Genomic DNA, 23,878 nt, shown 5'->3' on the forward strand with positions numbered 1-23,878 from the left:
CTGCACAGCGTGATACAGATGGTAACAAACAAGATATTCGGAAATCATTATGGCTAATTATTTCAATACCTTATCGCTACGTCAGCAGTTGAATCAACTGGCACAGTGTCGCTTTATGGAGCGCAGTGAGTTTGCGCAGGGATGTGCGTATCTGCAGGACAAGAACATCGTTATCGTCGGTTGCGGCGCTCAGGGTCTCAATCAGGGTTTAAACATGCGGGATTCGGGGCTGAATATCAGTTACGCCCTGCGTCAGTCTGCTATTGACCAGCAGCGCGAATCTTACCAGCGAGCGACCGACAATGGCTTTACGGTCGGCACCTACGATGCGCTGATTCCTGGCGCCGATGTGGTCTATAACCTGACCCCGGACAAACAACACGCCAACGTGGTCGAAACCGTGATGCCGTTGATGCAGCACGGTGCCACACTGGCCTACTCTCACGGTTTTAATATTGTGGAGGAAGGCCAGCAGATACGCAGCGATATCACCGTGGTGATGTGCGCGCCTAAATGTCCGGGGACCGAAGTCCGCGAAGAGTACAAGCGAGGATTTGGCGTACCCACCCTGATTGCGGTCCATCCGGAGAACGACCCTGAACAGTGTGGCTGGGAGATTGCCAAGGCCCTGGCCAGCGCCACCGGCGGTGACCGGGCAGGGGTTCTGGCCTCATCGTTTGTGGCCGAAGTAAAATCCGATTTGATGGGCGAGCAAACCATTTTGTGCGGCATGCAGCAAGTGGCGGCGGTACTCGGGTTTGAAAAAATGACCGCTGAGGGGATTGAGCCAGGTTATGCCGCAGCGCTGATTCAGTATGGTCTGGAGACCATTACCGAAGCGCTTAAAATCGGTGGCATCACCCACATGATGGATCGCTTGTCCAACCCGGCAAAAATCAAAGTCTTTGATATGGCTGATGAGCTTAAAGTATTGCTGCGCCCTTTGTTTGAAAAGCACCAGGACGACATCATCAGTGGTGAGTTTTCCCAGATGATGATGAAAGACTGGTCGAATGGTGATGAGAACTTGCATCGCTGGCGCGAAGAGACCGGCCGCTGCGGTTTTGAACAGGCCCCGCAATACGATGGCACCATCAGTGAGCAAGCCTTTTTTGATAAGGGCCTGGTACTGGTAGCGATGATCAAAGCCGGGGTTGAGCTGGCCTTTGATGTGATGGTGGAAGCCGGCATTCTGCCAGAATCAGCCTATTACGAGTCGCTGCACGAAACCCCACTGATCTCTAATACCATTGCCCGTAAACGGCTGTACGAAATGAATGTGGTGATTTCAGATACCGCGGAATATGGCAATTATTTGTTTGCCAATGCCGCCACACCATTACTGCGTGAACACTTTATGCCGGCCATCACCACCGCTGAGCTGGGCAAAGGCTTACAGCTGTCGTCAAACCAGGTAGACAATCGGCGCCTGGTAGAGGTTAATCAGGCCATTCGCGAACACGGAGTGGAGCGAATCGGTCAACAGCTTCGAGGCTATATGACCACGATGCAGGCCATTATTCAGGGCTAACCATTTCTGTCGTTAGGTGCTTTATAAAGCACTTTTGCCCGGCCAGTTTGGTCGGGCTTTTTCATTTCAGGCGTGCCTACCCGGCGGCTTTATCCCGGGCTTTATCACCAGTTTTTACCGCCACCCAGGCCAGCATAAAAAAGCCTAAAAAACCCAGGCCGATGGGGGTCAGGGTGGTCGTCAGAAAACTGTCTATAAACAATGCTACCGGCACCGCAATCATACTCGAAAACGAGCCGATAATAGCGGCGCCCAATCCGGCCATAGCGCCAAGTGGCTGCATCGCCATGGCATTGAGGTTACCAAATAAAATCCCGACGAAGAAAAACCCGCAAAACATAATTGTTAAGGTGGTGATTAACGGAGGCAAGCCAGAATAAGCCCAGATCACCGCACTGAAAACGAGGGCAAAAGTAATCACCCCGTACAGCGCCACATGCACCAGCTTACTCATTCCAAAACGCATCACCATGGTGCCATTAAAAAAGGACGCCAGCCCGATAGAAAATGCCAGGGTCGCAAAAATATACGGAAACCAGTCGCCGGTATGATAAATCTCCTGAAAAATAGTCTGAGAGGCACTTAAGTAAGCCAGAAAAGAACCAAAGATACAGCCCATGGCGATGGTGTAACCCATGACGGACATATGGGTCACAATAAAACGTGATGACCGCCAGAACTGATACCAGGAAAATGCCTTACGCCGGGCGGCTGGCAAGGTTTCAGGTTGACGCGCAAAAAACCAGCTACCGGCGATCACCGCCACCACCAGAAATAAACTGAAAATATGTTGCCATGAAAAGAAATACAACACCGTCTGACCGATAACCGGCGCCAGCATCGGTACCAGAATAAAGACCATCATGATGAATGACATCACCCGCGCCATCGCATCACCCACGTACAAATCGCGGATGATGGCCAGCGCGGCGATGCGCGGCCCCGAGACCCCAAAGGCCTGAATCAGTCGGCCCACCAGCATGGTTTGCATATCACTGGCCTGCATACACACCAGCGAACCTGCCACAAAAATACATAACCCCAACAAAATCGTCTGGCGCCGGCCCCGGGCATCGGCAAAGGGTCCAAAAAACAATTGCCCCACCGCCATGCCTGCAAAAAAGACCGACACAATTAAATGCGCCTCATGATCATCTTTTGCGTTCAGTGCCTGCCCGATTTGGGAAAGAGCCGGCAACATGGCGTCGATACTCAGCGCCACCAGCGAGGTCATCAGGGCCATTAAAGCCACAAATTCGTATAGCGACAGAGTGGGGGTTGTTGTGGTATCGGTAACCGGGTTAACCATTAAGGGCCTTTATCATGACAAGGCCGTTGCCTCACGCAGTGCGAGCACGACCAAACCCATTATGTTACACCATATCAGATACAATAATATGCGGATTTTATTGACATTATTTCTTCTTCTCCGGTCCCCGGGCAGCTTAGAGCTGCCTATAGGTACCCGCAATTATCAATAACAAAAGCGACCCCGTGGTGGTGCCCGGGGATGGCGGGTATAGCCGTTACCCCGGCCATTATCCACCACCCTGCCTTCGCCGGTAGCAGACTTACCGCAGATAGGTGGCCAGAAACCTCTCCATTTCTATAAATAACTTATGCCGGTTTGCCTGAATAGATAAATAGTGATCACCATTTTCCAGCTCTATGTAACGAAAATCGTCATGGCCGTTATCTTCAAGCTCCTCGGCCATATCACGGCTTTGCGACACCGGTACTGAGCGGTCTTCGTCACCATGGACCAGTAACAGCGGAGTCGTAATAGCCTCTGCCGCATAATAGGGTGAGCGGGCTTTTAAATCTGTGCTATCTGACCCCAGCTGATTTTTGATGTAATTGTAGGTCACGGTCCGACGCGAAGAACTGACTAATGTTTTGAGATTGGCCACTCCGGCAAAACTGATGGCGCAGCTAAATAACTCGGGGTTCTGACGGTCGCCATCATCGCCGCGTACCCCCCATAGCTGGCCCCCACAATACACAGCTTTTCCGCATCAGCCAGGCCTTCGTCTATCATCCATTGGGTCGCATCGGTGATGTCGTCCTGCATGGCCAGTCCCCAACCTTGCATCTGCGCCCGTGAAAAGGAAAACCCATAGCCGGAGGAGCCTCTGAAATTAGGCCGCAATACTGCATAGCCGCGACTGGTAAAATAGGCGGTCCAGTAATCAAAACCTGCATAATCCCGGGCGTCGGGACCGCCATGGGGATGGATAATAGTGGGATAAGGGGCGCTGCCGTGTTCAGGCAGCGTTAAATAGGCTTCTATTTCAAGCTTATCCCGGGTAGTGATGCTGTGCTTTTGATGCTGGGGGAAGGTGATGCTTTGCAGCTGCGGATACTGGTTAAACAATACCGTAAGTTTGTTATTCCGGGTGTCGCCCACACTGTAATACGGCGAACGGCCGTCTGCTTCTGAATATAAAACATAACGGGTCTCATCCTGGCTAAAACTCACCAGATAGTTTTCATAGCCAGGCATCGCCTGGTTAACCATTGCCTGCAAAGGCTCCCAGCGTTGGTCCCAGTAGTGTTTACCATTGGGGGCCTGGTCGTGGGTGATACCAATGGCGTCATTGGTTTTATTGGAATACAGCAGGCGGCCGTTGACATCATAGTTGTCATCGCTGAACACCAGCGTGGATTGCTGCGTACTGAGCTGCATCTTGTACAAGGCCAGATGATCGCCACGATAGGCACTGTAATATAAAATGTCAGGATCCAGCCCAAAACCCTGGGGGTAGAAGCCTTTTTCGTGCATGGCGTTGTAAGTAAAAAGCGGCTCCCAATCATCGTCTTTTTTCACCAGCACCCGGCGTTCACCCGTATCGTAATTATTGGTCACACCGAGGCGCAGACGCCCCTGCCGATCGGTCATCCAGGTGCGGATTTTACGTTTGGCGCGTTCTATCCGGGTTAGCTTATACGTATCCAGTGCTACCTTGTAGACCGACGGCAGATTTGGGGTTTCCATGTCCATGGCCATCAGGATGTGATTGGGGTCATCATCCAGCCAGTCCACCACGGTATCCATAAACTGAGGTACATGGTCCATCTTGCCGGAGGACAACAGGCGACTGACATTGGCCACCGGGCGCGGGCGCCCATCGGCCTTTAAATAATTAATCAAAAACATTTGCGTTCGGTAATAGCGCTTGCTGCGAATTTTTACTTCGTAGCGGGCACTGACCGCCAGGGTGTCTTTGTTGGCCCATTTGTACCAATTAATTTTAATTTTCTGGTTGTCAGACTGCAGCAGATAAAATGGCTTTTGCTTACCAAAATCATATACCTGCAAAATAGCTTTGGCTTGGTTGTTAACGGTGCTGTTCTGGATAAACGCCACCCGTTCGCCGTCAGGAGAGAGTTGCACATTCTGATATTGGGGTAAGGTACTAAATGCGGTTACCGGCATATCCATAGCCGGGGCGGCCATCAGCCCGCCCACCTTTACCAATATCAACACCAGCGCCGCGGTGATCCCGTGTAGACATCCTTTCATACTTCGTTCCCTGTGATAAACACTCAGTATCAGACACCTGTGCCTGGCGCCCATAATCCTAAAAATCCGTTCATCACATCATAGCGCCACTTTTTCCCCCTGCCTACTGTACCTGCCTATATTTGATCATGTCGGACCGCAGCGCCTGACCAGGCGGCTTTTATAATTGTGAGTTAAAACAAAAATATAAGAAACAAAATACAAATTTTTGTATACTCGGGGCAAACCGATAAATCCATCGTGCTGTAATAAACACAGGTGAAAAAATACGGTAACATCAACGCCGTTTTCGCATGGCGGGGCAGTTTTTCATGCATTCATATTCCGACAGCCGGGCTCGCCCCGTTGTCAGGCAATCTGCTTTAAGCGTTACGCCGGCTCCGCGTAATCCCATACAGTAACCAGAGGCTTCTTTAAAAATTTCATGAGATGGCTTAACGTGCATACAGCAATATTCGTCATTCTGAGTGCTTTGATGGCAGGATTTTCAGGCGTTGCTCAGGCTGAACTAAGCTTTGAAATTGAAGGCGTGGAACAAGACGAGCTGGAAGACAATATTCGGCTGCACCTTAATAGCCTGGATATTTCCCAGGATGCGCTCAACGACCCGTTTTGGCGCGAACAGCTGGCCCAGTCAGTCGCCACCGCGGTAGAACCCTTTGGCTACTACAACAGTGCCACGCTGGTGGAGCTGGCGCCCGACAACGAGGTTATCCTGCGAGTGTCGCTGGACACCCCTCTGGTCATTGCCAATGTGACCCGCGAAATTATTGGTCCCGGCCGCGCCGACCCTGAATTCCGACAAGTGTTTAACAGTTTTTCGCTGGCTGAAGGCGACACGCTGAATCAGCCGGTTTATGAACGGTTTAAATCCAATATGTTCAATTATGCCCTGTCTCATGGGTATTTTGATTTTCACTGGCAGGCCACCCGTCTCGATTTGGTTCGTGAAGACCGTGAAGCGAATATCTTGCTGATAGCCCAAAGTGGTCCGCAGTACCAGTTTGGCAAGATAAAACTGTTGGGCGATGATCGCGCCAGCGCGATTATCCAGCGCTTACGCCCCTTTGAACAAGGCCAGCCATATTCATCTAAAGTACTCACCGAATTTAATCGTCAGTTGAATCAGGCGGGATATTTTTCCCGGGTGATCGCCCGGCCGGTGGTCAGTGAGGCCGACAACTTACAGGTACCCATTGAAATCACCGTGGCGCATAAACCACGGGATAACTTCAACGTCGGTCTGGGTGCAGCAACGGATACCGGCCCGCGAGCCCGGTTAAAATGGCAACGCCCCTGGGTCAATGAAAATGGTCATTCCGCCTCAGCGGAGCTGTTTGTCTCGGCACCAGAACAATCGATAACCGCGGAATATCTGGTACCCATGGGCAACATTAAACGCGACTACCTGAAGTACGAAGCGGGTTATCAGTTTCTGGATTATTCTGACACCAATACTGAAAGTGAAACCTTGTCAGTCTCGGTCCACCGGATGGTGCAAGCCGATGATTCGCCCTGGCAGGACGATTATTCGTTAACCTATTTGCGTGAACAATACACCGTGGAGGACTCGCCATCACAAACCACCCAACTGGTGATGCCCGGTTACGCCATTCAGTATCTGGTCAAAGACGATCCGCTTAATATAACCCGGGGCAGCCTGTTTCGAACCGGCTTGCAGGTGGGTCAGGAAGGCCTGGGTTCTGATATTGATATTTTTAAAGCCGTGGCCGAAGCCCGCATTATCCGCACCTACCAGAAACACCGGCTGCTGATTCGTGCTGAAACCGGCATGCTGGCCACCAGTAACTTCGGGGAAGTTCCCGCGTCGTTGCGCTTTTATGCCGGTGGCGATCAAAGCATACGTGGTTTTGGTTATCGCGCGGTGGGGCCCGAAGAAGCCACTATTTTTGACCCCTCCACCGGCACCGAAGAAGATGCCGGGGGTAAATACCTGGCGACGGTGGGGTTGGAATACGCTTATCAGGTTTCTTCAAACTGGCGCGCAGCCGCATTTTTTGATGTGGGTACCGCCACCAATGAATTTGAAGAGGACCCCGCCTACGGAATTGGCCCGGGTGTACACTGGCTTTCGCCCATCGGACCGGTCCGATTATATCTGGCCCGGGGGTTTTCGCCTGAAGAAACCACCTGGCGCTTTCACTTTATGCTAGGCCCTGAATTATGAGAAAACGTCGTATCGCGGGCTGGATTCTGGCCCCCGTCATGGTGGTACTGGTTATTATCGGGATTGTGCTGAGCCCGCTGGGCAGCCCGGTTATCCGGCTCGCCGCTAATACCCTGGTGCCCGGCCTGAAAATTGAAAATATTCGCGGCTCCTTGCTGAGCGATTTTTCAGTGCAGCAACTGCACTGGGAAAACGAAACCTGGCAGGTTAACACCCAGCAGGTAACGGTAAATGTTGTACTGGGCTGTCTGCCCTCACTGAAAGTCTGTATTGATAAACTGCATACCCAGGGCATTGAGGTAACTCAGAAGAAACCGTCAGAGCCGGGCCCCGAGGAGCCCCCCGCAGAAGGCCCCCTGGAACTGCCCGTGGCGGTTAAGCTGAATGATATACGCATTAATAACACCACCGTATCGCTGCCGGGTCAGCGTATCGCCTTAGAGAGCCTGCGCTTATCCGGTTATGCCCACAAACGTATTGAAATTGCCCCTCTTCAGCTTAGTGGCCTGACCCTCACGCTGCCTGAAGCAAACAAGGCCGAGCCAAAAGCCACCACCCCGGCCGACTATACCCTGAGCTACACCGCCCTGAATTAAATGACATCAGTAGCCCGATTGCAGTGCTTATTAAAGACTTCAGCTTTCGCAATATAGAGCTGATTCAGGGGCAAAGTCGACAGCAGGTTAAACATATCACCTTTGCGCAAGCCGGCATCGAGGAGTCCCAGGTTACTCTGGATAACTTAAAGGTTGAGCATGAGACAGGCCAGCTCAGACTGGACTCCCAGGCCACCCTGAAGGCTAACTTTCCGCTGTCCTTGTCAGGACGGGCCGCATTTGCCATCAGCGACGGGATTAGCGAAGAGATCAAGTTGCAGGCCGATGGCGCGCTGGATGATTTGACCCTGGCACTTACCGCCAGCGGTGCGTATAACGCAAACCTGCGGTTATCCGTTAATATTCTCAAAGATTCCTTACCGGTTCAGCTCAAAGCCACCTGGCCCCAGCAAACTCTGCCGGGCGATCAGCCGTTAACCCTTCAGGCAGGGCAGTTGAATGGCAGCGGCACCATGGGCGCCTATCAAATCAGCGCCTCGGCAGGCGCCACGGTGCCCCAACTTGGCCCGGTCCCGGTTACTGCGGACATTCAGCTCAACAAAAATACCATAAGCGTAAACCAGCTAACCACCAGGTTACTGGAAGGGTCGGTGGCCAATACCGGCACCTTGTATCTTAACGAGACGCTAAGCTGGTCGGGCACCACCACCATTCAAAATATTTCTACCACCAGTTTATCGCCCTGGGGGCCTACCCAGCTTCAGGGGCAGTTTACCAGCCTGATGCAGCTCACCCCCAAAGGCATTGAAGCCAGTATTTCCGAATTAACCCTCACCGGCACCCAGGATGAGGCGGCGTTTTCACTGGCAGGCTCGGCGGTGTATTCCCAGGCTAACGAACTGGTGGTCAGCAGTCTACGACTTGAGCAGGGGGAAAACTACGCCAATATCGCGGGCCAGATGCTGAAAAACCGTTATCTGAAAGGCACTGTGCAGGTGGATTTCCCCACGCTGTCCAGCCTTTATCCTGCCATTGATGGCGCCATTGAGGCGGACATCGATGTGGCGGGTAACTGGCAGGATCCGGCGGCAAATGGCAGTATTTCACTACACAATGTGCGCATTTCCCCCCAGCTGAATGCAGCAGCGGCGGGTCAGGGGGATATCAACGGCACCATCGCGCTAACCGGGGCACTGTCTGAGCATTATTTTAAGACCCGGATCACCACCGCCGAACACAGTATTAAGCTGGATTTAAATGGCGGCTGGGCCGATGAGCGCTGGAAAGGCCAGATCACCGACAGCGAGCTGGCGCTGGCGACCACCCGCTGGCAATTGCAACAACCCTTCACACTGGCCGTACGTCCGGCCCCTTTCAGTACCAAGGTTACCGGCCACTGCTGGCGTTCGCGTAAAGAAGGTCAGCTGTGCCTCAACAGTTTGTTGTATAAAAATGATGTGGCACGCTGGGACCTGAAGGCTGACGCACTTCCTTTGGGTCTTTGGGCCCGTGAAGCCGCCGGCGATTTTATCGCCTCAGAAGTAGATGCTTCTTTAACCTTAACCAGCACCGGTAAGATGCCTAAAGGGGGCGAGCCTGAAGGCAGATTTGATTTTACTATTTCTCCGGCCACCTGGCCGCTGGGCAAAAATGGTCAGGTGCCAATCGAAATTGATGAGGTTACCGCCAACGGCACATTAAGCAACGGAGAACTGGTGGCCGAAGCCGAGTTTGCCAGCAAGCAACTGGGGAATTTACAGGCCAATGTGACCACCGCTCCCTTTGTCGAAACCCCCGAGCTGCAAGGACAGGTGTCGGTACAGGGCATCAGTATTGCGCCTTTAAAGCCGGTGTCGCCGGCTATTCGGGAGCTCACCGGGCTGATTAACGGCCACATGACTATCAGCGGGGACTTAGCCGCCCCCCGTATTCAGGGCCAGATGAAACTGACCAACGGCAATATTGATATTGAAGATACCCCGCCCGAATCAGTGACTGGTCCCAAACGCTGGACTTTGATGGCAGTGATGTCAGCTTTGAGGGAGACTTTAAGCTCGGCGGTGGCCAGGGCAGTATGGATGGGGAAGTTAATTTCGAAGATCCCAGTGCCCCCGAAATCACTCTGAATCTTCAGGGCGATCAACTGGAAGTCCAGCAACGTGAGATTGTGGTCCGGGTGTCTCCGGATATTCAGGCCTCGGTTAAACCCGGTGACATCAAAATTACCGGCGACATTGCCGTGCCCTGGGCGCGAATTAAAATTGAAGAGCTGCCCGCCAGTGCGGTAGCACCGTCCAAAGATGTGCATTTGCGCGGCGAGCCGCCCTCAGAAGACCCGCTGGATATCGTCAATGCTAAAATCGATGTTCTGATAGACCAGGACCGGGTAGGTGAAGTAAAACTTGAAGCCTTTGGTCTGACAGCAAACCTTGCCGGGGAGCTGCAGGTGGCCAGTCAGCCGGCACCGGTGGGTTACGGCTCGCTGCAGATTATGCAGGGTCGGTTTCAGGCCTATGGGCAGGACCTGATCATCCAGACCGGTGAGGTGCAGTTTAACGGCCCGATAGATCAACCGCTGCTGCTGGTGGAAGCCATCCGTGATCCTGATAAAACCGACGATGGGGTGGTGGCAGGGATCCGCATTGATGGCGCTGCCGACAATCCGAACATCAGTATCTTCACCAATCCGCCGATGGAGCAGGGCAATGCGCTGGGTTATCTGCTGACCGGCAGTGCGCCGGGGTCGGGCACCGGCAATCCCGATTATGCTTCGCTGTTATTGGGTCTGGGATTATCCAATACCAACAAAATCCAGGGTGAACTGGGGCAGGCTATCGGTATCGATGACTTTTCTATTGGCACCACTTCGGGTGCGGCCGGCAGCGACACGAAGCTATCCCTCAGTGGTCGGCTGAACGAACGATTAACGGTACAGTATAATTTTGATGTAGGACTAGGCGGTGGTGACACCACCTCCGAAACCGTTCGCCGTCGTTCCGCGCCGCCGGATTTGGCCCTACGCTATCAGTGGTTGCCTCAGTTTTACATTGAAGCCATTCAAACCACCATCGAAGAGCAGACCGAGTTCGCGGTAGATTTTTATTATCAGTTTTTTCTGGGTGAAGCCCCCCCCGAAAACCGGCCTGCCAGCGACAAAGTAGCCCCCGAGTCAGAGCCCGAATCAGAGCCCGACGATGACTAGCCGGTCATTTGTTTCAACCCAGCGGCCTCGGCGGTAAACCGATGCTGCCGCTGCGCCGCCCAGTGATAAAAAATGCTCATCGCCAGGGCGTTGATTACCCAGATGCCGGCCAGCCATTGCCAGGATAAGCCGGTACTGCTGCCCTCCCAGCCACACATCCCGAATAAGCCGGTTAACAGTAGCTGAAACACCCAGGCAGAATGTTTGGCCGCTCGCGCTATACGAGCCTGCTGTCGGTATTGCTGGTGCAGCAACAATACGTAGTGCGCCGTGGGATGATCCTGCCAGAACAGGCTTTGCCGCCGTAGCCACAGGATATAAAGGGTGTAACCCAGTGCCATAATGCCAATCACCATTAGCCAGAGCCAGACCAGGGGTGAAAACAGCGCTTTTTGCCAGAATAAAAAGTAGCTTACCGGCACCAGCGCCAGTATATCGAGTATTACATAGCACCAGTGTCTGAATTGCATTCGGCGTAATCGTTTACGTACGGCCTGGGTGTTAATAGCTGGCGCGGGCTGGCTTTGCCACAAAGTTTGCAGCGGCTCGGGGGGTGAGGGGGTCACGAGGTTAACTCCTGTTGCAATGCTGCTTTGGCTCGGTTCAGAATGACGCCGACGTTTGAGGTGGTCAGGCCACATATCTGAGCAATATCCGTATAGCCGAGACCTTCCAGGGACAAGGTCAGCACTTGTCTGGACTGTATCGGCAGCGCCCGCACGGCCACCAGCAAACGCTGGCGCTGTTGCGTTTGTTCCAGTTGTTGTTCTGGCTGACTAGCAGCAGCGCCGGGGCAATACTGCTCACTAATCGGCTCCGTCAGGGGGCACCGAACGGCCTTTGAGACATGGGTAACCGCCCGATTATGCGCCACCTTTAATATATAGGTTTTCAGGCTGCTGTTACCGGCAAACCGGGCCAGACTTTGCCAGACCGCCAATACGATTTCCTGGGTCAGCTCTTCGCACAACGTCGGGTCGGCCTCATAACTACTGGCTACCCGGGTCAGTATCGGCCCATACTCCTTGGCTATCTGTTCAAATGTGTTGCTCAAGTACTGTCCTTCTGCGTCCCTGAAACCGGTTTCCTTGTAGTCACGGGTGGCCGCTATTTTATTACAAAATTAAGGTAATAAATTGGTCTGGTTACAGACTACTTTAAAACAACCCAACCACTATGAGGAATATATTGTGGGGGAATATTTTATAGAGAGTACGACCGTTTTGATTATCGTCTTAAGTTTTGCAGCGATGTGGGGCATGTCGTGGTTAGATACCAGGTACCACTGGCACCTGATGAGCCCCGATACCGCCGAACGCGGGACCGGCTGGGCGCAGAGCATAACCCCCTCAACCTTTGCACCCGCGTCCGGCCATGCCACAGTCCCGGCTAACAATCACCAACAAGCGGCACATCTGCAGGCACTCGAAGCACGCGTCGCCACACTCGAAGCGCTGGTAACCAGTCAGGCCTGCGAACTGAACCAGAAAATCAACAATTTGTGAGCAGGGTGCCCGGCTTCAGGTGGTGGTGTCGAGAAACCTGGCGATATGCCCGCAGGCGATATCCAGCAGGCATTGTCTGGCTTCCACTGCCAGCCATGCCGAATGAGGCGTAATTAACAGGTTATCCAGGGGCGCTTGCAGCAAAGGATGAGTGGCCCCAGGGGGCTCCTGCGATAAAACATCAAGTCCGGCTCCGCCAATACGATGTTGCTGTAAAGCCTCAAGGAGCGCCTGTTCATCAATTAAATCGCCCCGGGCTGTATTGATGAGCAGCGCGGAAGATTTCATTAACGCCAGGCGCTCACGATTAATAAGCTTATCCGTGGCCGCCGTTAACGGACAATGCAGGCTTACCACATCGGCACCGGGTAAGAGTTCGTTTAGCTGTGGTCGGGGGTCATTATGACTGCCAGGGCGGGCACAGGCAGTGACCTGCATGCCCAGCGCTTCGCAGGCATGGCTAAATGCCTGACCGGTTTGGCCGGTGCCCACGACCACCAGATGTTTGCCACTAAGCTGCTGTACCGGATGATCATTCAGACAAAACTGTTTTGCCTGCTGCCATGCGCCGGCTTGTACATCGCGGTGGTAAGCCACAAACGCGGTACAAAGATTTAACAGCAGCATCAGTGCATGCTGGGCCACCGAGCCAGTGCCATATCCTTCGACATTGGCCACAGTTATGGAGTGCGCTGCACAGTATTGGGTATCGATATTATTGGTGCCGGTGGCCAGCACGCCAATATATCGGCAGGCACTGTGCTCAAGTACCTCTTTTTGCAAAATGACTTTGTTGGTGAGCACGATATTCGCTTTAGCGATCCGTGACTTAATTTGTGGGTTGCTGGTATGCGGATAGATTTGCCAGTCTACCGGCAGGCGCTGGAGCGCCGCCAGGCTCAGCTCATCGGGTTTAAGAGTATCAAAGTCAAGAATTACGCCTTTCATCCCATATCATCCATTAGTTGTTGTAATGCCTGTTTAAACGCCGAGGGCACGGGCACCACCTGCTGGGTGCTGCGTTCAATAAATACATGCACAAACTGACCATGCGCCACACGCCGCTGAGTCTCACCCGCATACACCGACAGGCCATAGGTTACCGAGCTACGCCCCATTTTTATCACTCGCAAGCCCACGGCAATGGCTTCAGGAAATACCGCGTGGGCGATATACTGACATTGCGAACTGAGACAAAGGGCACCAGCCTGGCCTGGGTATAGTCCAGCTGGCATTGTTCCACCAAAAACTGATTTACCGCAGAATCGAAAAAACTGTAAAACACCACATTATTGATATTGCCCAGCGCAACGCAATCCTGGGGCCGGGTGTCTAAGGTTACCCGATAAGGATAGTCGGCTAAAGAAGGCGCAAAATCGGTCATCACATTCCTTTTATGGTTGCAGAAGTTAAGTTGGCTGGCCACCGTCATTAAGCCGCACCAGGTTGTCACGATGCACCACCTCATCACCCTGATAATACCCCAACGCCGAAGCAATCTGGCAGCTATGCAGACCCTTTATTGTTAGTAAGTCTTTACTATCGTATTGTACTAATCCTTTTGCAATAGTCACCCCGTGGCACTGAATCGCGACCGCATCTCCGGCACCAAAGCTACCGGTTACCGCCACCACACCGGCTGGCAATAATGAGGTTTGTCTGGTCATCAGTGCCTGCGATGCCCCGGTATCTATGTGTAAGGTGCCCCGGGTTCTGAGCGTGTGGGTTAACCAGGCGCAGCGGGCCCGGGCCGGGCTGTGTGAGGGGATAAAATGGGTGCCGTTTACCCGACCGGTTAGCAGCTGCTCGAACACGGCGGGATTTTTGCCGTTTACAATCAGGCCTTGAATGCCACTGTCCATGCACTTGTGTGCTGCCTGTAGTTTGGTCAGCATGCCACCGGTACCCACCGCAGACCCCGGCCCGCCGGCTAAGGCATACACAGAGGCATCAATATGACTCACTGTCTCGATAAGCGTAGCATCAGCATGGCGGCGAGGATCGGCCGTAAACAAGCCGTCAATGTCCGAACAGATAATCAGGGTATCGGCCTGCGCGACCATCGCGGTATGGGCCGCCAGATTATCGTTGTCACCCACTTTCAGCTCATCCACCGCCACCGTATCATTTTCATTTACAACCGGCAGCGCCCCGTGCGCCAGTAATTCACGCAGGGTGGCCTGAATATTTACATAACGCTGCCGATGCTGAAGATCAGCCGCGGTTACCAACACCTGGGCGCAGGGAATATCAAAAAAACGCTGCCAGTTGGCCATCATCTGCATCTGGCCGATGGCCGCCATCGCCTGTTTTTCGGCGATGGTAGGGCAATGGGTTACCGGCACCTGGCTTTTCCCCGCGGCGACACTGCCGGAGGAAACAATAATGATTTCTTTGCCGGCCGCACGACTGGCGGTAATAAAATGGGCAATGGTCAACAGATAACGGGCACTGCATTGTAAGCCATCGGGCGCAATCAGGGCGCTGCCAACCTTTAGTACCGCCCGTTGCCATGAAAATAGTTGTGTCACCGTTGTGTATTCTCAGCAGGAGGAAACGACTGATTTTACAATACGCTATTTTAGGTCAGATAAGAATGCTGACAGCCCCAGATTTGGCCTCCATATCAGCGATGAAATGTTAAAATGCGGTGAAATTTTGGGTAGACACGCTAAAAGCCTGCAAATTGTGGTTTAACCTCGCTAGAATAGCGGCTTTATTATTTTCGTAGGCTACATTAGCAAGGAAACTGCATGTCCAAACGACAAAACCGACTGCTCTGGCTGGTTTCTGCATTCTCAATGATGATGCATTTACCTGTCGCCGCCAGTTCAGCGATACAGCAAACCAAAGGTGATTTTGAAGATAAATTCCGACAACTGGATACTGCGCTACCCACTCCAAATGTCTATCGTAACGCGGCCGGGGAGCCGGGCCATCAGTACTGGCAGCAACAAGTAGACTACGTCATTGATGTGAAACTGGACGAAGACAAGCGTCGCATAGAAGCATCAGAGCGCATCACCTACAAGAATAATTCTCCTGACACCTTAAAGTATTTATGGGTGCAGCTGGATCAAAATAAGTTTCGCGATGACTCGATGTCAGCACTGTCCACCAGCTTTGGTGGTATTGGTAACCGCGGGCCAGCGACCCAGGCAGCCAGCGGCAGTAAGCCGGCCAAACTCAGCATGGGCGCGCTGCGTCGTCAGCAGTTTGTTGAAGATAACGAGCTGGGCTATCAAATCAATAAAGTTGCTACTGCCAGTGGCACCAAGCTGGACTATGTCATTGTCGGCACGCTGATGCGTATTGATCTGGATCAGCCACTAAAACCTGGTGCGTCTACCAAATTCGACATCGATTTTGCCTTTAATATTGTGGAAGAAGATGCCGTAAGCGCCCGTGCCGGGTACGAGCATTTCCCCGATGACGCCCGTGAAGGCGGCAATGATATCTTTTTGCTGGCCCAATGGTTCCCCCGTTTGGCGGCATACACCGATTATGAAGCCTGGACCAACAAAGAGTTTATTGGTCGCGGTGAATTTACCCTGGAGTTTGGTGATTATGATGTCAATATCACCGTGCCGGCAGACCATATTGTGTCATCCACCGGGACCTTACAAAATGCCGGGGAAGTGCTGACGCAAACGCAGCGCGATCGCCTTGAAAAAGCCAAAGACGCAGAGCGCATCGTGTTTGTGGTAACGGCTGAAGAAGCTCTCGAAAACGAAAAAGAAGGGACTTCCAAAACCAAGACCTGGCGTTTCGAGGCCGATAACGTGCGTGATTTTGCCTGGGCTTCCTCGCGTAAATTCATGTGGGATGCCAGAGGGGTCAAGCAAGATAGCAAAGACACCCCGCATGTGATGGCCATGTCGTTTTACCCCAAAGAAGGCGGCGACCTGTGGAAAAAATACTCCACCGAAAGTGTCATTCATACCATTGAGGTCTACAACCGCTTCACCTTTAACTACCCATACCCGGTGGCCCAGTCGGTAAACGGTCCGGTGGGCGGCATGGAGTATCCAATGATCTCCTTCAACGGCCCGCGTACCGAATTGCAGGATGATGGTTCACGGACATATTCGTTAGCAGAAAAGCGCTTTCTGATTGGGGTGGTGATTCATGAAGTAGGGCACAACTACTTTCCGATGATAGTGAACTCTGATGAACGTCAGTGGACCTGGATGGATGAAGGCCTGAACAGCTTTCTGGACGGCATTGCCGGCCGCGAGTGGGATCCGAACATTCCATGGGGCGTGGAGCCACGGGATATCACCGGTTACATGAAAGGCTCGTCACAGGTGCCGATTATGACGCAATCGGACTCGGTATTGCACCTGGGCCCGAATGCTTATACCAAGCCTGCGGCGGCACTGAACATTTTGCGGGAAACCATTCTTGGCCGTGAGCTGTTTGATTTTGCGTTTAGAGAGTATACGCGTCGCTGGATGTTTAAACGTCCTACGCCAGCTGATTTTTTCCGGACGATGGAAGAAGCCTCAGGGGTTGACCTGGACTGGTTCTGGCGTGGCTGGTTTTACTCTACCGATCACGTAGATATTGCCCTGGACCGGGTGTATAAGCTGCGGCTGGATACCGAAGATCCGGATATTGACCTGAAGCGTCAGCGCGATGCCGAGATGGAAAAACCCCTGTCCCTGACCGTTGAGCGCAACGAGCAGGAAGGACGTCAACTTTGGGTTGAACGGTTTGAGGACATTCGTGATTTTTACGATGACAACGACCAGTACACCCCAACCAACAAAGACCGTAACAGTTACCAGAGCTTTTTGAAAAAACTAGAGCCTTGGGAACGCAAGGCCTTTGAGCGGGCGGTACGTGAAGATAAGAACTACTACGTGCTGGAATTTTCCAATGTGGGTGGCCTGGTTATGCCAATCCTGCTGGAACTGGAATTTGCCGATGGTACCAAGCAAAATATGCGCATCCCTGCTGAAATCTGGCGTCGTACACCCAAACAGGTTTCAAAACTGGTGGTGACCGACAAAAATAAAGAGCTGGTGAGTGTGGCGGTAGACCCACGCTGGGAAACTGCCGATGTGGATGTAGAAAACAACTACTACCCGCGCCGGATTATTCCTTCGCGTATTGAAGCTTACAAGCGTAAGAAAAGCACTAGCCGGGTTTCCAAAGACCTGATGCAGGAAAGCAAAACTGAGCTGAAGAGCGAAAGTGATGACTCGGACGATGACAATTAAGCCTATGGGTCGTATGTTAAAACAATGGGGCCTGGTGGCCCTGTTGTACAGCATCAGTGTCTCATTGCAGGCGCACCAGATAAAAGCGGCTATCACTACGGTACTGTTCAATCCAAGAACGGAAAATATCGAGGTGATGCATCGCTTTAATCTGCATGATGCCGAGCACGCGGTAAAAGCGTTATTTGACAAGCAGGCTGATATTCTTGATGACAAGACCACCCAGCAGCAATTTGCAGATTATGTGAGTGAGCGTTTTACCCTGCTTAACCGCCAGGAACAACCGCTGGGGCTGAAAATCATTGGGTATGAAACTCAGGGTAAGTTTTTCTGGGTGTATCAGGAGACCGAACAGCCACCGGCCTTGACCGGCTTGAAAATTCAGCATGATGCCTTACGCGATTTATGGCCATCACAAGTGAATACCCTTAATGTGGAAGGGGTAGGCGATGTTAAAACCCTGACGTTTGATGGCAATGCCACCTTGCTGGAAGTAGGCTTTAACTCGGCTCACCATTAACCGGCAAAAATAAAGAAAAAAGCCTGGCAGGCAATCGGTTCTCAACTAGCAAAACATTATCTGTCAGGGTTTTTTATTGCCATAAAAGGTAAGTAAACACTTACACCCAAGGCATTCACTGTTTTCCGTCGGTGGTCATGGAAAAGGGCATGCTCATTTCAGAGTCCACTTTTTCAGGCTCCCCCACCATCTCTTCATAGGGAGAATCGTAGGTCATCACTGCTTCTTTAACATGACAATGGGAAAAGGCCTGACGGATCTCTGCAGCGTTATTGAAGCGCTTGGGGCGGTCTTTATCCTTATCAAACACAATACCGGTCTTTTCACCAATGGTAAGTTTGAGGATATACACATTCATTTCAAATGACTGCACTTCTAATCGATCAATATCGGTAGAAGAATCGGTCACTTCGTTAAAGAAAAACTTATCCATGGACGCTCCTGTTAATAAACGAATTGTCTATGGATACGCGACTACACTTAGACAGATTGATTTGCTGAATTAAATTCGCGCAAGCTTTTTGGGCTTTCGGACAGGTGGAACAACTGAAGCCGGGGAAAAAGATGAAGTAAGACACGCTCAAAAGCGATCAGATTGGGTACTTTTTGAGTAGGAAAATGTAGAAAGACAGAATTTGCCCTGTATTAAGAATAACAACTTTTCTGGACTGCGCACAAAGGGTATGATTTTTATTACAAAGTCGGTTCAAGGAATTAATTACATGGTGGAAATGTTATGAGTGAAGATACCGAAAAGCGTACAGTGGCACCGCATATTGTGCTGGCTGTCATCATTGTTATTGTGATTCTGGCAGTGGTGTTCTGGCCTTCTGACGATGATAAGCCGACGCCGGCCGAAACCCAGCCCACCACCGAGGAACAGGCGCCTGCGCCCGTACCTGAAGAAGATAACTTTGAACCAGAGCCCGCGCCGGCCCCCGTGGATATTGACCCGGATCGTGAAGTGGAGCCGATGGAGCCACAACCAGAGCAAGCAGAGCCCGACCCCCTGGACAGCAGCGATGACGGGATCCGCACCTCATTAGGCACGATTACCGAGGACCCGCAGGTTAATAGCTTGCTGGTTGATGAAGGGTTACTGCAACGCTTTGTGGTGTCGGTAAACAATCTGGCCAACGATGAAATGGCTACCCAACAGCCACTGAAAGCCCCTGAGCAGGACTTCAGAGTGTACTCGCAAGCCGGTAAGCAATGGATTGATGCCGCCAGCTACAAACGCTACACACCCTATGTACAAATGATTGAGTCGATGGAAAATGAGGCGCTGCTGGACTTGTACCAGCAATACAAACCTCAGATACAACAAAAGTTTGCTGAAATTGGTAGTCCTGATAAGCCCTTCGACGAAGTGGCGATTTCAGCCATCAATCAGTTACTGGACACGCCGGAAGTACCGGTGCCGGTGGAAGTATACAGCGACTCAGTGGCGTACAAATATGCCGACCCGCAACTGGAAAATCTTAGTGAGCCACAAAAGCAATTGCTACGCACCGGCCCGGATAATATGCGTCGGATAAAGGCCAAGCTTCGCGAAATCAAAGCGATGCTGGAAGACAATGGATCTTAGTCGGTTTAGCCAGCAGGTAACCGAGGCGGTAGACGGCGAAGCGCGCGCCCTGCCGCCGGTGGATAAGTGGGATCCGCCATTTTGCGGTGATATGGACATGGTCATCCGGCTGGATGGCTCCTGGCATTATCAAAATAGTCCGGTTGGACGCCAGTCGCTGGTAAAACTGTTTTCATCGGTACTTAAAAAAGAACAGGACCAGTATTATCTGGTAACGCCGGTGGAAAAAGTCGGCATTCAGGTGGAGGACGTCCCGTTTATTGTCACGCAGTGGGAAGCCGAAGATGATGGCATTGTGTTTACCACCAATGTAGGTGAACGCTTTGCTCTTTCATCTAATCATCCGTTAGAGTTACGCATGCCACCGGCCGCGTTAAAGGCCCCCGATACCACGCCGATCCCGTATGTCTGTGTGCGCACGAATCTGTGGGCACGGCTGCACCAAAATGTTTACTACCAGCTGATTGAACAGGCACAGCGGCGTTCCCACAATGGCACCGAACAGCTTTACATTACCAGTGAGTATGAACCGTTTATTATTGGTGAGATAGCCAGCGAGTAAATTCGCCTCGCACCTTCACATCTGCTTTACAACTGAGTACCGGGTACCCTACAGTAGTTTTTCCACTCAGCGTACAAAGAGCATGATAATGAAGAAAAAGCTGGCGTTATTAGTAGCAGGCTGCTGTGCCAGCAGCCTGACCTTTGCCGATACCTATATTCACGCGGGTAAGGTCTTCACCGGCAACTCTGACACCTTACAATCCGAAATGACATTGATTGTGTCCGGCAACAAAATATCTGAGCTGGTGAAAGGCTATCAACAGCCCGGAGACAGCGATACCGTTATCAATCTCAAAAACAGTACCGTACTGCCGGGCCTGATGGATATGCATGTGCACTTGTCTTCCGAGCACGGGGGCCCGCAAACCTACCTGGAACCCTATACGCTTAATGAAGCAGATTATGCGTATAAAGCCGCCAGCAATGCCAAAACGACCTTACATGCCGGGTTTACCACCGTACGAAACCTCGGAGATGGCTACAATGAAACCGTGGCCCTGCGCAAAGCCATCGATAAAGGTTTGCTGCCCGGACCGCGCATTTTTACGGCGGCAAAATCCATTGCCACCACCGGCGGTCACGCTGATCCTAGCAATGGTATGGCCAAATCTATTCAACCGGATGTGGGGCCAGAACAGGGTGTCATCAATGGCGTAGCCCAGGCCCGGCAAGCGGTGCGTCAACGCTATAAAGACGGTGCCGATGTGATTAAAATCACCGCTACCGGGGGGTATTGAGTGTCGCCAAAAGTGGTCAGAATCCCCAGTTTATGACCGACGAGGTCAGCGCCATCGTCGACACCGCTAACGATTATGGTATGACGGTGGCGGTGCATGCTCATGGTAAAGAAGGGATGAAGCGGGCCATTAAGGCCGGGGTGACCTCCATTGAACATGGCACCTACATGGATGAAGAAGCCATCGACTTAATGAAGCAAAATAATACCTACTACGTGCCTACCATTATGGCCGGCAAATTTGTGGCCGAAAAAGCCAAAATCGACGGCTATTTTCCAGAGCTGGTGCGACCTAAAGCTGCCGAAATCGGCCCGCTGATTCAGGACACCTTTGCCACGGCTTATGACGCCGGGGTCAATATTGCGTTTGGTACCGACAGTGGAGTATCTGCCCATGGCGATAACGCTAAGGAGTTCGGTTATATGGTTGAAGCCGGCATGCCTGCCGCGAAGGCATTACAGAGTGCCACCTCAGAAGCGGCGAAGATGCTTAACATCGATGATCGCCTGGGTAGCCTGGAGCAAGGTAAGCTGGCAGATATTATTGCCGTGAAAGGAAACCCTCTGGAGGATATTAACGTAATGAGCAAGGTAACCTTTGTTATGAAGGATGGCGAGATTGTAAAACAGTAGAAGGGTGTAATGGGAATAAGAAGTCAGCTCAGGGCAAGTACCCACAAGCTGGTAACCTCAAAAAATGTGCTACCCGGGATTACCATAGCCTCCTTCCTTGAATCGACTATTGTTCCTATCCCTTTAGAAGCGGTGATGGTGCCGCTGATGCAAGCCCGCCGGGAAAAATTATGGCTAATCGCCCTGATGGCCACGGTGGGCTGCTTGATTGGCGCTATTATCGGTTACGGTATTGGCTTGTATTTGTTTGATTTAGTTGGCGACTGGATCATCAATACCTTCGCCACCCAGGAAAAATTCGCGCAGGTAAAACAACAAATGCAAAGTCAGGGGTTCTGGTTTGTCCTGACCCTGGGGGTGGCGCCCATTCCGTTTCAGATTGCCATGTTAGCGGCCGGCGCCACTCAGTTTTCCCTGCCCTTGTTTGTGGCGGCAACCGTGGTAGCTCGTTCATTACGCTATTTCGGGCTGGCGTTAGTGGTATATATAGCCGGCAACAAAGCTGAGCGGCTCATTAAACGCTATAAGGGCCGAACCATCCTAGCAGTTACCATGGCAATTTTATTGCTCTGGTATCTCAGCACATTATTAAAATAAACGCATAATGCGTTATCCCAATTCACTCATACAAAGACACAATCACGTGCACTACTATGATGCCAGGAGGTGTCGATGATTATTAAAGCCTTTTTAGACCCCAAACAAAAGCAGTGGTTACAACAACACCCTGAGGAAGCCCGTACCCAGCGCACCGAACTGCATCAGCAGGCTCAGTACTTTCAGCAGCAGGTTAATCAGGCTGAGGCCTTGGAATACGCGGGTCGCGCCCTGGAAAGCGCTCACGCAGCCATTCTGGCACTGCAAAACCCGAATACTACCTCAGAGACCATTGCCGATGATTTTATTGCCTATGGGGCACTGACGGTATACCTGGCCGCCCGCTATCAGGATATTGAAGAAAACGCCGCGGCCCAGCAGGTTTACCAGGACAGCCAGCAACAACTGATGGCGCTGACCCCCTTATTTGCCAGTGAACCCGACATGGCGACACTCATTCAGTCTATTGTGCAGGGCTTAAGCCCGGCGGCTGACCCGGGCACCCAGTCACCCACTAACCCGGATCAGTTTCATTAGTAAGGCGGGAAACCCTGCGCAGTCGTCATGCTATATGCAAAATCATAAATATTAAGACGCTAAGTTAATCATTGTGCATGGTTTTACGTATACAGGATTATGTTAATAAACTGAATTGAGAATACTGTGACACAGAGTCTACGTACTGCCCTTGTATTTGGTGGTTATGCAGCCAAAACCGTAGTGTATTGTTTGCTGGGTTTGTTAGTGATTGGAACCGCCATCGGCAGCTTTCGACAAGACACTCCCTCGCAAAAATCAGTTTTTATTAAACTGGTGGAACAACCTTTTGGTCAGGTTATTTTAGGTATCGTGATCATTGGTATGGGCTGTTATGTTTTATGGCGTCTTACCCAGGCCTTTTTCAATACCGATGATTTAGGCACCAGTGCCAAAGACATCGTGATGCGTATTTTTTATGTTGTGTCCGCCATTATTTATGGCTTTGGTACATACCTGGCCATTAAGGTCTTTACAGGGGCACGCAGCGAGGGGGGCGGACAGAGCAACAGCGAACAAATGTCGTCAACATTAATGCAGGAAACTTGGGGGCTGTGGGCAATCGGGCTGGTCGGGGGACTAATAATCGCGTTTTCGTTTATTCAGTTTAAACACGCCGTTAAAGCCGATTTTATGGATAAGTTTGATTTGCATAAAATGTCTGCCAAGGCACGTTCGGCGGCGAACAAAGTGGGCCGCTTTGGGTTTTTCGCCAGAGGGATTATATACATTATGGTGGGCAGCTTTTTTGTGCATGCGGCACTTACCGCCAACCCGCAACAGGCAGGTGGCCTGCAAGAGGCGCTGGGGACCATCATGCAACAAAGCTATGGACAGTTCGCGTTGATGTTTGTGGGCGCCGGCTTGTTTACCTTTGGCTTATTTTGCGCTCTGGAAAGTCGTTACCATAAAACCTGAGCCCATATAAAAAAGCCCCCGCGGATTGGCTTGTCAATTCACGGGGGCTGCGTT

Annotated in this window: 23 protein-coding genes and 1 pseudogene; 13 read left to right on the plus strand and 11 right to left on the minus strand. The window is 51.8% G+C overall.

Annotated features, from left to right (window positions below; translation table 11 throughout):
• Positions 1 to 49: 49 nt before the first annotated feature.
• Entirely contained in the window at positions 50 to 1,531 is a 1,482-nt protein-coding gene (gene ilvC, locus IT774_RS16365; protein ID WP_195810714.1) for a ketol-acid reductoisomerase, read from the plus strand.
• 76 nt (positions 1,532 to 1,607) lie between these two features.
• On the opposite strand, the gene IT774_RS16370 is transcribed toward ilvC, so the two are convergent.
• The 3 genes from IT774_RS16370 to IT774_RS16375 all read right to left on the minus strand — a co-directional run bounded on the left by IT774_RS16370 (position 1,608) and on the right by IT774_RS16375 (position 5,054).
• Positions 1,608 to 2,840 carry a multidrug effflux MFS transporter gene (locus IT774_RS16370; protein ID WP_195810715.1) on the minus strand — a complete coding sequence of 411 codons (1,233 nt, stop codon included), beginning with the start codon at positions 2,838 to 2,840 and terminating at the stop codon, positions 1,608 to 1,610.
• Between the two features lie 262 nt (positions 2,841 to 3,102).
• On the minus strand, positions 3,103 to 3,441 hold the full coding sequence (locus tag IT774_RS17620) for an alpha/beta hydrolase family protein (RefSeq protein ID WP_232365034.1): 339 nt from the start codon (positions 3,439 to 3,441) through the stop codon (positions 3,103 to 3,105).
• The gene (locus IT774_RS16375; RefSeq protein ID WP_232365035.1) at positions 3,420 to 5,054 is read right to left on the minus strand and encodes an alpha/beta hydrolase family protein; all 1,635 of its coding nucleotides are present in this window, start codon (positions 5,052 to 5,054) and stop codon (positions 3,420 to 3,422) included. The genes IT774_RS17620 and IT774_RS16375 overlap by 22 nt, the downstream gene beginning before the upstream one ends.
• Before the next feature lie 439 nt (positions 5,055 to 5,493).
• On the opposite strand from IT774_RS16375, the gene IT774_RS16380 reads away from it, so the two are divergent.
• The 4 genes from IT774_RS16380 to IT774_RS16395 are packed head-to-tail and all read left to right on the plus strand — an operon-like array spanning position 5,494 to position 11,001.
• Positions 5,494 to 7,242 (plus strand): autotransporter assembly complex protein TamA, encoded by a 1,749-nt coding sequence (locus tag IT774_RS16380; protein ID WP_232365036.1) that lies wholly within the window; start codon positions 5,494 to 5,496, stop codon positions 7,240 to 7,242.
• A complete protein-coding gene (locus IT774_RS16385; RefSeq protein WP_195810717.1) occupies positions 7,239 to 7,838 on the plus strand; it encodes a hypothetical protein in 600 nt (199 codons plus the stop codon). The genes IT774_RS16380 and IT774_RS16385 overlap by 4 nt, the downstream gene beginning before the upstream one ends.
• A gap of 23 nt (positions 7,839 to 7,861) precedes the next feature.
• Entirely contained in the window at positions 7,862 to 9,925 is a 2,064-nt protein-coding gene (locus IT774_RS16390) for a translocation/assembly module TamB domain-containing protein (RefSeq protein WP_195810718.1), read from the plus strand.
• Positions 9,874 to 11,001, plus strand: a complete 1,128-nt coding sequence (locus IT774_RS16395) for a translocation/assembly module TamB domain-containing protein (RefSeq protein WP_195810719.1) — start codon at positions 9,874 to 9,876, stop codon at positions 10,999 to 11,001. Before IT774_RS16390 ends, IT774_RS16395 begins: the two co-directional genes overlap by 52 nt.
• On the opposite strand, the gene IT774_RS16400 is transcribed toward IT774_RS16395, so the two are convergent.
• The 7 genes from IT774_RS16400 to proB all read right to left on the minus strand — a co-directional run bounded on the left by IT774_RS16400 (position 10,998) and on the right by proB (position 15,037).
• Entirely contained in the window at positions 10,998 to 11,567 is a 570-nt protein-coding gene (locus IT774_RS16400) for a hypothetical protein (protein ID WP_195810720.1), read from the minus strand. The two genes, IT774_RS16395 and IT774_RS16400, sit on opposite strands and share 4 nt — an antisense overlap.
• Entirely contained in the window at positions 11,564 to 12,055 is a 492-nt protein-coding gene (locus IT774_RS16405) for an RNA polymerase sigma factor (RefSeq protein WP_195810721.1), read from the minus strand. Before IT774_RS16405 ends, IT774_RS16400 begins: the two co-directional genes overlap by 4 nt.
• Positions 12,056 to 12,350: 295 nt before the next feature.
• Entirely contained in the window at positions 12,351 to 12,500 is a 150-nt protein-coding gene (locus tag IT774_RS18105; RefSeq protein ID WP_195812337.1) for a four-helix bundle copper-binding protein, read from the minus strand.
• A 21-nt stretch (positions 12,501 to 12,521) separates the two neighbouring features.
• Positions 12,522 to 13,454, minus strand: coding sequence for a D-2-hydroxyacid dehydrogenase (locus IT774_RS16415; RefSeq protein ID WP_195810722.1), 933 nt, complete (start codon positions 13,452 to 13,454; stop codon positions 12,522 to 12,524).
• Complete coding sequence (locus tag IT774_RS17955; protein ID WP_332308865.1) at positions 13,451 to 13,741, minus strand: acyl-CoA thioesterase; 291 nt, start codon at positions 13,739 to 13,741, stop codon at positions 13,451 to 13,453. Before IT774_RS17955 ends, IT774_RS16415 begins: the two co-directional genes overlap by 4 nt.
• Positions 13,630 to 13,890 (minus strand): acyl-CoA thioesterase family protein, encoded by a 261-nt coding sequence (locus tag IT774_RS17635; protein ID WP_232365039.1) that lies wholly within the window; start codon positions 13,888 to 13,890, stop codon positions 13,630 to 13,632. The genes IT774_RS17955 and IT774_RS17635 overlap by 112 nt, the downstream gene beginning before the upstream one ends.
• A gap of 25 nt (positions 13,891 to 13,915) precedes the next feature.
• Positions 13,916 to 15,037, minus strand: coding sequence for a glutamate 5-kinase (proB, locus tag IT774_RS16425; RefSeq protein ID WP_195810723.1), 1,122 nt, complete (start codon positions 15,035 to 15,037; stop codon positions 13,916 to 13,918).
• A gap of 222 nt (positions 15,038 to 15,259) precedes the next feature.
• Between proB and IT774_RS16430 the strand changes: the two genes are divergently transcribed.
• Together IT774_RS16430 and IT774_RS16435 are read left to right on the plus strand one after the other, a co-directional pair.
• Positions 15,260 to 17,731: a M1 family metallopeptidase gene (locus tag IT774_RS16430; RefSeq protein ID WP_195810724.1), complete on the plus strand. Its 2,472-nt coding sequence runs from the start codon at positions 15,260 to 15,262 to the stop codon at positions 17,729 to 17,731.
• Entirely contained in the window at positions 17,721 to 18,251 is a 531-nt protein-coding gene (locus IT774_RS16435) for a DUF6702 family protein (RefSeq protein WP_408641189.1), read from the plus strand. The genes IT774_RS16430 and IT774_RS16435 overlap by 11 nt, the downstream gene beginning before the upstream one ends.
• A 115-nt stretch (positions 18,252 to 18,366) precedes the next feature.
• On the opposite strand, the gene IT774_RS16440 is transcribed toward IT774_RS16435, so the two are convergent.
• Positions 18,367 to 18,684 carry a DUF6482 family protein gene (locus tag IT774_RS16440; RefSeq protein WP_195810725.1) on the minus strand — a complete coding sequence of 106 codons (318 nt, stop codon included), beginning with the start codon at positions 18,682 to 18,684 and terminating at the stop codon, positions 18,367 to 18,369.
• Between the two features lie 303 nt (positions 18,685 to 18,987).
• Here IT774_RS16440 and IT774_RS16445 point away from each other — a divergent pair, with 303 nt between their 5' ends.
• The 6 genes and pseudogenes from IT774_RS16445 to IT774_RS16470 all read left to right on the plus strand — a co-directional run bounded on the left by IT774_RS16445 (position 18,988) and on the right by IT774_RS16470 (position 23,824).
• Positions 18,988 to 19,839: a DUF3014 domain-containing protein gene (locus tag IT774_RS16445; RefSeq protein WP_195810726.1), complete on the plus strand. Its 852-nt coding sequence runs from the start codon at positions 18,988 to 18,990 to the stop codon at positions 19,837 to 19,839.
• Positions 19,829 to 20,401, plus strand: a complete 573-nt coding sequence (locus IT774_RS16450; RefSeq protein ID WP_195810727.1) for a DUF1285 domain-containing protein — start codon at positions 19,829 to 19,831, stop codon at positions 20,399 to 20,401. Before IT774_RS16445 ends, IT774_RS16450 begins: the two co-directional genes overlap by 11 nt.
• A gap of 88 nt (positions 20,402 to 20,489) precedes the next feature.
• Positions 20,490 to 21,772: pseudogene (locus tag IT774_RS16455) on the plus strand (amidohydrolase family protein).
• Between the two features lie 9 nt (positions 21,773 to 21,781).
• Complete coding sequence (locus IT774_RS16460) at positions 21,782 to 22,369, plus strand: YqaA family protein (protein WP_195810728.1); 588 nt, start codon at positions 21,782 to 21,784, stop codon at positions 22,367 to 22,369.
• Between the two features lie 75 nt (positions 22,370 to 22,444).
• Positions 22,445 to 22,906 (plus strand): hypothetical protein, encoded by a 462-nt coding sequence (locus tag IT774_RS16465; RefSeq protein ID WP_195810729.1) that lies wholly within the window; start codon positions 22,445 to 22,447, stop codon positions 22,904 to 22,906.
• 126 nt (positions 22,907 to 23,032) lie between these two features.
• Entirely contained in the window at positions 23,033 to 23,824 is a 792-nt protein-coding gene (locus IT774_RS16470) for a DUF1206 domain-containing protein (RefSeq protein ID WP_195810730.1), read from the plus strand.
• Positions 23,825 to 23,878: the final 54 nt, after the last annotated feature.

The sequence above is a fragment of the Salinimonas marina genome (assembly GCF_015644725.1).
Classification (GTDB): domain Bacteria; phylum Pseudomonadota; class Gammaproteobacteria; order Enterobacterales; family Alteromonadaceae; genus Alteromonas.

Excerpts from the sequence above, each read along its gene's own strand:
- IT774_RS16450 (WP_195810727.1), top strand. The coding sequence starts at position 19,829 with ATGGATCTTAGTCGGTTTAGCCAGCAGGTAACCGAGGCGGTAGACGGC.
- ilvC (WP_195810714.1), top strand. The coding sequence starts at position 50 with ATGGCTAATTATTTCAATACCTTATCGCTACGTCAGCAGTTGAATCAA.
- IT774_RS16460 (WP_195810728.1), top strand. The coding sequence starts at position 21,782 with ATGGGAATAAGAAGTCAGCTCAGGGCAAGTACCCACAAGCTGGTAACC.
- IT774_RS17635 (WP_232365039.1), bottom strand. The coding sequence starts at position 13,890 with ATGACCGATTTTGCGCCTTCTTTAGCCGACTATCCTTATCGGGTAACC.
- IT774_RS16430 (WP_195810724.1), top strand. The coding sequence starts at position 15,260 with ATGTCCAAACGACAAAACCGACTGCTCTGGCTGGTTTCTGCATTCTCA.
- IT774_RS16435 (WP_408641189.1), top strand. The coding sequence starts at position 17,721 with ATGACAATTAAGCCTATGGGTCGTATGTTAAAACAATGGGGCCTGGTG.
- IT774_RS17955 (WP_332308865.1), bottom strand. The coding sequence starts at position 13,741 with ATGCCAGCTGGACTATACCCAGGCCAGGCTGGTGCCCTTTGTCTCAGT.
- IT774_RS16415 (WP_195810722.1), bottom strand. The coding sequence starts at position 13,454 with ATGAAAGGCGTAATTCTTGACTTTGATACTCTTAAACCCGATGAGCTG.
- IT774_RS16375 (WP_232365035.1), bottom strand. The coding sequence starts at position 5,054 with ATGAAAGGATGTCTACACGGGATCACCGCGGCGCTGGTGTTGATATTG.
- IT774_RS16385 (WP_195810717.1), top strand. The coding sequence starts at position 7,239 with ATGAGAAAACGTCGTATCGCGGGCTGGATTCTGGCCCCCGTCATGGTG.
- IT774_RS16395 (WP_195810719.1), top strand. The coding sequence starts at position 9,874 with ATGGATGGGGAAGTTAATTTCGAAGATCCCAGTGCCCCCGAAATCACT.
- IT774_RS16445 (WP_195810726.1), top strand. The coding sequence starts at position 18,988 with ATGAGTGAAGATACCGAAAAGCGTACAGTGGCACCGCATATTGTGCTG.
- IT774_RS16440 (WP_195810725.1), bottom strand. The coding sequence starts at position 18,684 with ATGGATAAGTTTTTCTTTAACGAAGTGACCGATTCTTCTACCGATATT.
- IT774_RS16370 (WP_195810715.1), bottom strand. The coding sequence starts at position 2,840 with ATGGTTAACCCGGTTACCGATACCACAACAACCCCCACTCTGTCGCTA.
- IT774_RS16465 (WP_195810729.1), top strand. The coding sequence starts at position 22,445 with ATGATTATTAAAGCCTTTTTAGACCCCAAACAAAAGCAGTGGTTACAA.